The 6,207-nt window shown below is 72.6% G+C and carries 4 protein-coding genes; 2 read left to right on the forward strand and 2 right to left on the reverse strand.

The features are described 5' to 3' along the window. Positions 1-69: 69 nt before the first annotated feature. On the reverse strand, positions 70-2,538 hold the full coding sequence (locus ACWF94_RS30060) for an ABC transporter permease (protein WP_453495406.1): 2,469 nt from the start codon (positions 2,536-2,538) through the stop codon (positions 70-72). Beyond that, positions 2,538-3,356, reverse strand: a complete 819-nt coding sequence (locus tag ACWF94_RS30065; protein WP_453495409.1) for an ABC transporter ATP-binding protein — start codon at positions 3,354-3,356, stop codon at positions 2,538-2,540. Before ACWF94_RS30065 ends, ACWF94_RS30060 begins: the two co-directional genes overlap by 1 nt. A 250-nt stretch (positions 3,357-3,606) precedes the next feature. Here ACWF94_RS30065 and ACWF94_RS30070 point away from each other — a divergent pair, with 250 nt between their 5' ends. Both ACWF94_RS30070 and ACWF94_RS30075 read left to right on the forward strand, forming a co-directional pair. Next, a complete protein-coding gene (locus tag ACWF94_RS30070; RefSeq protein WP_453495412.1) occupies positions 3,607-4,767 on the forward strand; it encodes a cation:proton antiporter in 1,161 nt (386 codons plus the stop codon). A gap of 308 nt (positions 4,768-5,075) precedes the next feature. After that, positions 5,076-6,207 (forward strand): hypothetical protein (locus ACWF94_RS30075; RefSeq protein WP_453495415.1); only part of this gene is annotated, 1,132 nt, incomplete at its 3' end.

A 6,207-nucleotide genomic window follows, 5' to 3' on the forward strand; every position in this document is an offset into this window, starting at 1 on the left:
GTCCGGGGCGGAGCCCCGGGGCCCGCAGCGGCCGGGCCTGCAGAAGGCGCGGGCCGCCAAAGGCACAGGTCAGCGGAGGGTGGTGCGGGCCGGGAGGGTGGTGGAGGCGAGGCCGAGGGTGAGGATGGCGGTGACGAAGGAGCCGTAGAGGAGCGGGGGGATGTGGGGGGCCTCGCCCGTGAGGCCCTTCATCATGGGGATGAGGGTGGCGAGGGCGATCGCGGAGCCGATCGCGATCCCGGCGACGGTGACGAGCAGGGCCTCCCAGCGGATCATGCCCAGGACCTGGCGGCGGGTGGACCCGATGAGGCGGAGCATGCCCAGCTCGCGGCGGCGGTCGAGGACCGTCATCACGAGGGTGTTGGCGGCGGCGACGGCGGCGAATCCGCCGAGGATCGCGGCCATGGTCGTATTGCCCCAGGCGTTGATCTCGCGGTCGACGTCCTGGGCGGCGGCGTAGCCGTCCCGGTCGTGGACGGTACCGATGGCGGCCAGCCGGGAGGCCGCGTCGGGGGTGGCCCGGACGAGGAGGTCCTGCGGATAGGGGGAGGTGACATGCCCCTTCAGCGCGGCGGCGGGCAGGGTGACCTGGGAGAGGCCGAGACCCCGGCCGTAGACGGCGACGACCTCCGGGTTCGCCTTGGTGCCGTCCGGGAGGCGCAGGGCGAGGCGGTCGCCGATGCGGACGTCCGCCGAGTCGGCGAGGGAGGCGTCGACGGCGACGGTGCCGGGCGCGAGGCGGGACAGGGAGCCGCTGCGGACGTCGAGGTCCTGGACCCGGGCGAGGGCGGCGGGGGTGCCGTCGACGCCCTGGGTGGAGGCGGTCTCGATGGAGCGCTCGCCGAGGACCTCGACATCGACGAGGACGGAGGTGCGCAGCAGGGAGACGGCCGCGGTGACCCCGGGAGTCGCGGCGGCGCGTTCGGTCGCGTCGCCGGGCAGCATGCCGTCGGCGGCGGTGACGACATGGTCCGCGGTGAGCCCGGCGCGCTGCTGATCGGCGGTGGCCCGGTCGGTGCTGGTGTGCATGAAGACCAGGACGGACGAGAAGGCCATGGCGAGGACGATCGGGGTGATCGCGGAGGCCAGCCTGCGGGCGTTCGTACGGGAGTTGGCGGCGGCGAGCGACCCGGACGCCCCGGCGGCGCGCAGCGGCAGGCCGAACAGTCCCGCGCAGAGGCGGGCGATCTGCGGCCCGAGCAGGGCGACGGAGAGCATGAAGAGCATGACGATGCCGAGGGCGGTGTTCGCCGCTTCGGCGCCCGATATGCCGTTGGCGACGCCCGCGAGGACCACTCCGCCGACGGCGGCGGCGATGCCCAGCGACGTACGGACCTTGCCGAAGCCGATGCGTTCGACGGAGGCGTCGGCGAGCGCCTGCCCCGGCTTGATCTTCGCGGGGCGGCGGGCGGCCATCAGCCCGGAGAGCATCGCGGTGAGGACGGCGGTGCCGACGGCGATGCCCAGCGGGATGGCGGAGACGGAGAGGCCGACCGCTTCGGGGATGGCCCCCTTGTCCTTCAGCTGACCGAACCACCAGGTCGCGAGCCCGATCCCGGGCAGGGTGCCGAGTGCTCCGGCGAGCGGTGCGACGAGCAGCGCCTCGGTGGCGACGCTGCGGCGGATCTGCCGGGGGGTCGCGCCGATGGCCCGCAGCAGGGCGAACTCGCGGCGGCGCAGGGAGACGGAGAGGGCGACGGTCCCGGCGGCGGTGAACACGGCGACCATGGTGGCGATCCCGCCGAAGGACCCGCCGAGGGCGATGAGGAGTTCCTTGGCCTTGGCGAGCCCGGAGTCCTCGGCCTCGACCCGGTCGTCCCCGGTGCGGACCTCGGCCTTGCCGTCCATCGCCTCGGTGACCCGGTTGGCGAGCGCACCCGCGGTGACGCCCCGCTCCGGGAGGACCGCGATCGCGTCGACGCGGCCGGGGTGCCCGGAGAGTTCCAGGGCCTGGCGGTCGGCGAACCAGACCGCCGGCCCTTCGGCGAGCCCCGAGACCCGGAACTCCCGCTTCCCGCCGGGGGTTTCGAGGGTGACCCGGTCGCCGACCCGGGCGCCGTCGCCGAGGACGACCTCACCCGTACGGGGTGCGGATCCGGCTGTCAGTCCGGTGCCGGTGAGGGCGGCCGAGCCCCAGCCGTGGGCGGTGAGCGGCGCCCGGTCCGCCCGTACGGGATGGGCAGGATCGGCGGGCAGGACAGGGAAGGTCACGTCCGCGATCACGGAGGCCGCGCCCGGGACTCCGGCCGCCTTCGCGACCAGGGACGCGTCGAGGCGGGCCCGGTCGGGGATCTGCGCGTACTCGGTGGTCCTGTCCTCGCCGCTGCCGTTGGTGTAGCGCACCTGCTGGTCGGCGGTGACGACGACGGGTGCGGCGGCGTATCTGGTGGGCGGCACGGAGGCCCGCAGCCCGCTCTCCATCATGATTCCGCAGGCGGCGACGATTCCGGCGGTCATCAGCAGGGCGATGAAGGTGCCGGCGAACGAGGAGGGTTTGAAGCGGATCGCGGCGCGGGCCAGGCCGTTGGGAGCGAACATCAGGCGGCCACTCCCGCGAGGGAGGGCGCGGGAGCGGTGAGCGCGGTCATCCGGGCGGCGATCCGGTCGGCGCTCCCCTGAGGGAGGCTGTCGGCGATCGAGCCGTCCGCGAGGAAGAGGACCAGGTCGGCGTAGGCGGCGGCGGTCGGGTCGTGGGTGACCATGACGACCGTCGCGCCCGTACCGTCGACGGCGGTGCGCAGCAGGGTGAGGACCTCGGCGGCGGTCGTGGTGTCCAGCGCCCCGGTGGGCTCGTCGGCGAAGATCACATCGGGCCTGGTGACCAGCGCCCGCGCGAGCGCCACCCGCTGCTGCTGGCCGCCGGAGAGTTCGGTGGGGCGGCGGCGGCCCTTGTCGCCGAGGCCGACCTGGGAGAGCACTTCGGCCGCCCTGCGGCGGTCCGGGCGCTCGCCCGCGAGCCGCAGCGGCAGCAGCACATTCTGTTCGACCGTCAGGGACGGCAGCAGATTGAACGCCTGGAAGACAAAGCCGAGCCGGGTGCGGCGGAGCACGGTGAGCTTGTTCTCGCTCATTCCGGTGATCTCGGTGCCGCCGAGGCGTACGGACCCGCCGGTGGGCCGGTCGAGTCCCGCCGCGCACTGGAGGAAGGTCGACTTGCCCGACCCCGAGGGCCCCATGACGGCCGTGAAGCTGCCCCGGGGCAGGACGAGGTCGATCCCCCGCAGGGCGTGGACGGCGCCGGCGCCCCGGCCGTACTGCCGCCGTACCTGACGCAGTTCGACCGCCGCGCGACCGCCGGACGCCTCACTCGCGTACGTCCGCTCTTCGTCCCGCCGCTTGCTGCGCCGCAGCCCCATGGTGTCCTCCGCCTTGTGTAACCGTGCAGGTCAATGCCTTGACGCTACGGATCGGGCGGTTGATCGGGCCATGGCGGCTGCTGGCGGAACGGGGGTGGGGGCAACCCCACCGCGGATGGGGGGTGGGCGCCCCCGTCCCCGATATCGTTGCGGTCATCAATCATTCGGTAAACTAATTACTGATGATTCCTTGACGCCCTCTTGACTCGCGAAGGATGAGCCCATCGGACACGCAGACACCCTCATAGCCATGGGCGGCGCGTTCCTCGCCGCCGCGTTCCTCGCCCGGCTCGGCGGCCGTATCGGACTGCCGACGATCCCCCTCTTCATCCTGGCCGGGATTCTCCTCGGTCCCCACACCCCCGGCATCGTGCTGCTGTCGAACCCGCACGACCTGGAGATGCTCTCGGCGCTCGGTCTGGTGCTGCTCCTCTTCTATCTGGGCCTGGAGTTCCATCTCGACGACCTCAAGGCGGGTGGCCGGAAGATGGCCATCGCCGGAGGCACCTATCTCCTGCTGAACGTCGGCGCGGGCCTCGGCTTCGGGTTCGCGCTCGGCTGGGGCACCTCCGAGGCGCTCGTGCTCGCCGGAGTGCTCGGCATCTCGTCCTCGGCGATCGTGACAAAGGTGCTGGTCGACCTGGGACGTATCGGCAACCCCGAGACCAAACCGATCCTCGGCATCATCGTCGTCGAGGACGTCTTCCTCGCCCTGTATCTGGCCGCCCTCCAGCCCATCCTGTCCGGCGCTGACAGCCTGAGCGCCGCCGTGCTGGACGGCGGGAAGGCGTTCGGCTTCCTGCTGCTGCTCGCGCTGGTCGCGCGCTTCGGCACCAGGGCGGTAGGACGGCTCATCAGCACCCGCGACGACGAACTCCTCGTCATCTCCTTTCTGGGCGCGGCCGTCTTCATGGCCGGTGTCTCCGAGTGGTTCGGGGTCGCGGACGCCATCGGCGCGTTCATGGTCGGTCTGATGCTCGGCAGTACGACATCGGGCGAGCGCATCCTCAAACTGGTGCACCCCCTCCGGGACGCCTTCGGTGCGATCTTCTTCTTCGCCTTCGGTCTCTCCATCGACCCGGGCGATCTGCCGACCGTGCTGTGGCCGGTTCTCGCGGCCGTCGCGGTGACGCTGGCGATGAATGTGTTCGCCGGTCTGGCAGCCGCCCGGATCTACGGCTTCGGCCCCGGCCCCGCCGCGAACATCTCCACCACCCTGCTCGCGCGCGGCGAGTTCGCGCTGATCCTGGCGACGATGGCGGCGGCGGCCGGTCTTGACAGCCGGCTCTCCCCCTTCATCGCGGGATACGTACTGGTCCTGGCCGTCCTCGCGCCCATGATCGCGGGCAGGTCGCAGTTGCTGGCCCGGCTGCTGCCGTCCCGGGAGAGGGTTCCCGCCGGGACCGGTTGACGCGAGGGCCCCCGCCCCGGGCCGGTTCACGCATGGCCCCCGGGCCGGCTGACGCGGGCACCCCGACCGGGACGCTCGACCCGAACCCCGGGCCGGTTCAGGCACGGCCCCCCGGCCCGGTTCACCCGAGCACTTCCGCCCCACACATCACCACTGCCCCAGAGACCCAACACCCGCCGTCCGCCGCCCGCGTACCCCGCGCGCGGCGGGCGGCGGACAGGCCGGGAGCGCCCCAGAAAATCGGTCGAGCACCCCCCATTTCACGCCGTCAGACGGCATGATCGGTGTTCATACTTCCTGGGGGGACCATGAGGCTGCTGGGATACGGGCGGGCTCTCGCCGTCGCGGGGCGCATCGCCCGGGGCCGAAGGCTCCCGAACCGCGGACCTGTCTCCTCCCCGACGACCCGGCGGGTCGCCCGGCTGATCGACGCCTATCTGGAACGGCACGACGATCTACGGCCCGGCCTCCGCAGACGGCTGCTCGAACTGGACGGCTTCCTCGGCGGGCTGAGCATCGCCGACACCGAGGACTCGGGAAACGCCGGCTTCTCCTGGGTGCGGTCGATGCTGATCCGGATCGCCGCCCGCCCCACCCCTCCGGGCGAACTGCCCGCCACCGACAAGCACCTGGCGAAGCTGTACGAGCTGCTGGGCCGTGAGTACGTCAGGTTCGCCGACTGGTCGACCGCCGCGGAGTGCTTCAGCGGCTCGGCCATCCACTGGCGGACCCCCCGCCACAAGCGCCGGACGTTCTGCCAGGTCGTCGTCTGCACCATGAAGGCGGGCGACCGCGCGGCGGCGGCCGAGCATCTGGAGATCATCGCGGGGGCGACCCACCCGCCTTCCAGGGTCTTCCACCGCATAGCCGCGCGCGTACTCGACGAGACGCCGGACATCGCCCCGGCCGAGATCGAGGGCCTCCGGCGGGTCCATGCGCTGGGGATCGTCCCGTACGCGTATCTCGCGTCCGTACTCGCCGAACGCCTGGCCGCCGACGGCCGGCCCGAGCGGGCACTCGGGCTCATCAGCGAGACGATCACCCATCTCACCGAGGAGCGGGCGGACTCCTGGGTGATCGGCGATCTCGAACAGCAGGCGGCGCTCATCTGGGCGGCGCTGGACCGGCACGAGGACAGCCTCCGGCTCGCGCTGGGCGCCTGGGCCAAGCTGGACGCCCAGCGCTACCGGGCCTGTTCGCACAACCAGCGGCTGTCCCTGTGGCGCGGCTTCGGCCCGGCGCGACGCGCGGCGCTGAAGTCGGCGGTGGCGCTCGGCGACGGGCGGGCCGTCGCCGAACTGATCGAGTCGTGCCGCCTCCAGTCCCTGATCGGTGCCACGGTCGAGGTCGACGGGGAGCGCGACAAGCTCGCCGACAGCGGATTCACCACCCCGGACCAGGCGACCGAGGCGGTCGGGGAGAGCCGGGCGGCCGAGGCCG

The organism is Streptomyces sp. NPDC055078, from assembly GCF_053607985.1.